The organism is Trebonia sp. (assembly GCF_049794275.1).
In the GTDB taxonomy this organism is placed as follows: Bacteria; Actinomycetota; Actinomycetes; order Streptosporangiales; family Streptosporangiaceae; genus Trebonia.
This window is the reverse complement of sequence record NZ_JBARCR010000046.1, coordinates 1-4,077: the sequence shown is the minus strand read 5'-3', so window position 1 is coordinate 4,077 and position 4,077 is coordinate 1. Positions and strand designations below refer to the sequence as shown.

Below are 4,077 nucleotides of genomic sequence, written 5' to 3'. Positions count from 1 at the left end.
TCACCACGCCGGTGCCCGGGCGGACCAGCGCGGGGATCTGGTAGCACAGCGACTTCCCGCCGCCGGTCGGCATCAGCACGAGCGCGTCGCCGCCGTCGATCACGTGGCCGATGATCTCCTCTTGCCGGTCGCGGAAGCTCTCGTAGCCGAACACGCGGTGCAGCACCGTCGCGGCGCGGCGCGCGGCGTCCGGCGGACTGGTTTCGCTAGGGGTGGCCACGCGGCGATTCTACGGTCGCCCACCGACAACCGGACCGGCAACGGGAACGACACGCCGAGCGAGTGATGGCAGCTCGGATGCCGATTGCGATCAAGACTAGTTCGATGTTATATTCGTACAAACAAGATCTTGGATCCATCGATCGAACAGGCAAAGCTGCCTGTCATGGCGGATGTTTCCAGTATCCCCAAGGGGTACTTGGTCACGCAAATAGCCGCCGGGACTCTCCAGGATCGAGAAGGAGCCGCGATGGCTGCTCTACAAGGCGGTCGCACAGATGATTCTGCGCTGAGTCGGGATCTGGTTCATCACAGTGTCTCGGCGCCCGCCGCGCGCGTATTCCGGCTGCTCTCCATGCATCCAGGTCCCGATGCGCCTACTGCAGCAGTCGCGGTGATGGCGGGTCTCTCAGTCAGCGAAGCGCATGGCACTCTGGCGTCCCTCAGCCGCGCGCACGTGGTTGAGCCGGTTCCTGACAGCAGGGAACGGTGGCGGATGCCCGACCTCGTGCGCGCGCAAGCACAGCGACTGTCCGACGAGCACGCTGCGGCTGACGGGCGCGAACAAGCCATGGACCGGCTGCTCTGCTATTACCAAGCCACAACAGAGGCCGCCGATGGATGGCTACGGGGACTCCCGCCGATCCCGGTGGAACAGAACTTCACCGACCGGGACGGCGCGCTTGCCTGGCTGGACGCCGAACGGGATAGCCTGATCGCTGCTGCCAGGATGGCGTTTGGCGCTGGCCGGGATCAGGCCGCGAAGAGCCTGCCGCTGCTCATGTCTTACTACCTCAACTTCCGCAGACTCTTTGCGGAGCTGCTGGCTGTCGCCACCGTTGGCCTTGACGCCGCACGGCGCCTCGGTGACCGAGCCGCGGAAGGCGAATCGCTGAACAATCGAGGCGCGGCCCTGATCGGTCTGAAGCGGTATGACGAAGCACTCGCCGTGTACGAGGACGCGGCTGCGCTTTTCCGCGAACTCGGCGATCGCCGCGCCGAGGGCGAAACGCTGAATAATCGAGGCGCGGCCCTGATCGGTCTGCGGCGGTATGACGAAGCGCTCGCCGTGTACGAGGACGCGGTTGCGCTTTTCCGCGAGCTCCGTGATCCCCATGAGGAAGGCGCCAGCCTGAACAATGTGGGCATTATCCTGCACGCGCTGCGACAGAACGATGAGGCGCGTGCCGCCTGCCAGAAGGCCGTGGCCATCTTCCGTGACACGGGAGACCGGCATGGCCTCGCCATGGCGCTAGGCAACCTGGGGAATGTATCTCGGTCACTGGGGCACGCTGTCGAGGCTGCCGAAATCTACCAAGAGGCGGCCGACATCTTCCGTGTAACGGGTGATCACTCTCGTGAAATTGCGGCACTCGAAAGCGTCATTGCTGTCCGGGCGGCGTTGTAGTTCCGCCCTCTGCCGTCGGATTGTCCGTCCTGGGCGGCAGCACGTACCGGAAGGCGGCCATCTCGTCGTTCGCAAGCTGACCGCGGAACAGCCGCGAAAGCCTCTCGTTGCGCTCGCGCTCCTCAACGAGGTCGGCCGGACGCTCCAGTGATAGCGCGTCGAAGAGCTGCAGATGGCAGAGATCGACAGCCGCTGTCAGGCTGATACAGAACCTTCGAGCCGCTGCGACGGCGCTTCGATAGCACGCCCAGGTCACCAGATAAGTCGCGAGGGCCAGGAAGAGCCACGGCCCGTGCCAGATCAGGAGGCCGACGCTGACGGCAGTGGCTATGCCAGCCGCAATGCACAACCGAGCTGCGGCGTCGAGTTGGTTGCGCAGGTCGCTCAGCTCGGCGAGCACTCCCGGTGCCATCAAAGGAGTGAGGCGTGGCAGCGCAACTGTCAAGTCCAGCTGGTAACGCTCTCCCGCCCTGGTCTCCCCCCGCCGCAGGGTGTTGCCAAGAGCCGTGGGGAGTAGATCCCCTTCCACTTCTGGCAGCCAGTCCCAACGGAACTGCGCACTTCTGCCGGCATTCCTGGCGTGCCAGTCCCAAGGGGCTGGGTCTTTTGCCGCCTCGAGTTCACTTTGTACCAAATTCCACTCATTCCGGTATCGTGCCGTGGCACGATACGCGAGCTTTAGGCCGAACGGCAGGCCCCACCAGTAACCTTCGAGCAGCTGAATGAGCGGGACCTGAAGCGGATGGCTTGCGATGGAGACGATAAGCAGTCCCAGGATAACTGCGGCGATTCGATTCGCCGTAAGGTGGTCGAGGGCGGCAAGTGCCCGAGCCAGAGACGGGGAATGTGCCGGTGCGCCCGCCGCAAGGAGGAAGCTTATGTAGCCGAGGAGCAAAGCGTTGGGCACCACGGTAACAACAAGGAACCGCGTGCCTAGCCGCCCGGCGAATGCTCCCATGCTCGACTAGCCCGCTAAGAGAAGTAGTGCCGGTCATCGGTCGGCCTGGTATTGCTGCCCGTCAGGCGTATGGTTCCGGCCGAGTCGTGCGGACGTCCTGGAATTCCGGAGCATCGCGGTTCCTTGCCCGCGGGCTTCCACTCGATCCGTTTGCATTCGGTGCACTGCCAGTATCCGCCCTTTCCCGCGTCGTCCATCATGGTGACCATGACGTCAGGCCCGCCAAAGCTCGCCAGCAAAATGGCGAACAGCGCCGAGGGCAGCATCCACCTGCGCAGGGAGGTAACGCTAGTACCTGCCATCAGCTCAGCCTTCGCGCTGGGATTTGCCTCATGATAAGCGTTGCACGGCCGGCCTGTCTGCTCCCGTTGTTACCCGATTTGCGGCACCATCGAGCCATGGTCAAGGACGAGAGTGGCGGCACGAACCCGTGGCTGCGCGCGTCCAAATGGCTTCGCATATCCGCCTGGCTCCCCCCAGGCCTGGCGCTCGGCTGGCTAGCGGCACTGGTCACGCTCATACACAGCGTCGGTCTAGCAGTGGCCGCTTGGGGGGCGACGGTATCCGTCGTCCTGCTCCTTGTCCTGCTGGTTGGCCAACTGCAAAGAGCCACAACCCAAAAGCACTCGATAGGCAACCAGACTCCGGCCGGGGTTGACGAATCGGAACAACCCGGCGTGGCCTCCGCGGCTGCTAGCGCAGAGACAGCCGAGGCGCTACCACCGCTGGCTACTACGGATGCTGTCCCCGGTCTTGTACACGCGTCTGTCGCATCGACAGTCACCAGCTCGTCCGTCTCCGGACTGCAGGTCCTGACTGTGGAGGAGGTGGCCTCCGTGTTGCGGGTGGATACCAAGTCGGTCATCACGTCGATCTCAAATGGGGAGCTCCCCGGCAAACAGATCGGAAGCGACTGGCGAGTAGATCTGGGTGCTCTGACTCGCTGGCTGCAGGGGCCTTACGGCAGGACATGACCATGCCCAGTTGCCTGCGGAGGACGGGTCCCGGCGTGGGCAGGCGCGCTAGGCGAAGTGGCGCTATTCGATGCGCGTGGTGACCGGGGTGCCGAGTTCGACGGTGCGGCTGACCGTGCAGAGCTGGTCGTGGGACCGCTTCACCGCGTCCGGCAGCAGCGCGCGGGCCTTGTCGCCGTCCGCGCCTTCGGGGAACCTGATCCGGAACGTCACCGCGATGTCCGTCAGGTAGCTGCGGCCCTTCTCGTCACGCAGCTTCTCCGCGTCCACGGCGATCGCGAACGAGTCGGGCTCGGCACGGCGCGAGGTGAGGATGTCGACGTCGATCGCGGTGCACGCGCCGATCGCGGTCAGCAGCAGCTCGACAGGCGAGAAGTCCGCCGAGTCGGCTGTGCCCACGGTGATCGTCCCGCCGCGGGCGTTGGTGACGGTGTAATGGCTGTTGGTGATCCGCTCGATCGTCACCTGGCGATGCGTGTCTTCGCTCATGGCTCTCACCCTGCCAGGACCCGTCAGGA

6 protein-coding genes are annotated in these 4,077 nt (G+C 64.6%); 2 read left to right on the top strand and 4 right to left on the bottom strand.

Features of this window, described 5'->3' with window-relative positions; translation table 11 throughout:
* Nucleotides 1-220, bottom strand: a 220-nt coding sequence (locus WA805_RS01170) for a DEAD/DEAH box helicase (RefSeq protein ID WP_425241443.1), incomplete at its 3' end; no start/stop codon positions are given.
* A gap of 129 nt (nucleotides 221-349) precedes the next feature.
* On the opposite strand from WA805_RS01170, the gene WA805_RS01165 reads away from it, so the two are divergent.
* Nucleotides 350-1,627, top strand: a complete 1,278-nt coding sequence (locus tag WA805_RS01165; RefSeq protein WP_425241442.1) for a tetratricopeptide repeat protein — start codon at nucleotides 350-352, stop codon at nucleotides 1,625-1,627.
* Here WA805_RS01165 and WA805_RS01160 read toward each other — a convergent pair.
* Nucleotides 1,602-2,585: a hypothetical protein gene (locus tag WA805_RS01160; protein ID WP_422288573.1), complete on the bottom strand. Its 984-nt coding sequence runs from the start codon at nucleotides 2,583-2,585 to the stop codon at nucleotides 1,602-1,604. The two genes, WA805_RS01165 and WA805_RS01160, sit on opposite strands and share 26 nt — an antisense overlap.
* 14 nt (nucleotides 2,586-2,599) lie before the next feature.
* Entirely contained in the window at nucleotides 2,600-2,887 is a 288-nt protein-coding gene (locus WA805_RS01155; RefSeq protein WP_422288572.1) for a hypothetical protein, read from the bottom strand.
* Nucleotides 2,888-2,917: 30 nt separating this feature from the next.
* Here WA805_RS01155 and WA805_RS01150 point away from each other — a divergent pair, with 30 nt between their 5' ends.
* On the top strand, nucleotides 2,918-3,559 hold the full coding sequence (locus tag WA805_RS01150; RefSeq protein ID WP_422288571.1) for a helix-turn-helix domain-containing protein: 642 nt from the start codon (nucleotides 2,918-2,920) through the stop codon (nucleotides 3,557-3,559).
* A gap of 63 nt (nucleotides 3,560-3,622) precedes the next feature.
* Here the strand turns inward: WA805_RS01150 and WA805_RS01145 are convergent, their stop codons facing one another.
* On the bottom strand, nucleotides 3,623-4,048 hold the full coding sequence (locus tag WA805_RS01145; protein ID WP_422288570.1) for an OsmC family protein: 426 nt from the start codon (nucleotides 4,046-4,048) through the stop codon (nucleotides 3,623-3,625).
* Nucleotides 4,049-4,077: the final 29 nt, after the last annotated feature.

Bases quoted from the DNA above. Each gene is read 5' to 3' on its own strand.
- WA805_RS01160 (WP_422288573.1), bottom strand. From the start codon at position 2,585: ATGGGAGCATTCGCCGGGCGGCTAGGCACGCGGTTCCTTGTTGTTACC.
- WA805_RS01155 (WP_422288572.1), bottom strand. From the start codon at position 2,887: ATGGCAGGTACTAGCGTTACCTCCCTGCGCAGGTGGATGCTGCCCTCG.
- WA805_RS01150 (WP_422288571.1), top strand. From the start codon at position 2,918: ATGATAAGCGTTGCACGGCCGGCCTGTCTGCTCCCGTTGTTACCCGAT.
- WA805_RS01145 (WP_422288570.1), bottom strand. From the start codon at position 4,048: ATGAGCGAAGACACGCATCGCCAGGTGACGATCGAGCGGATCACCAAC.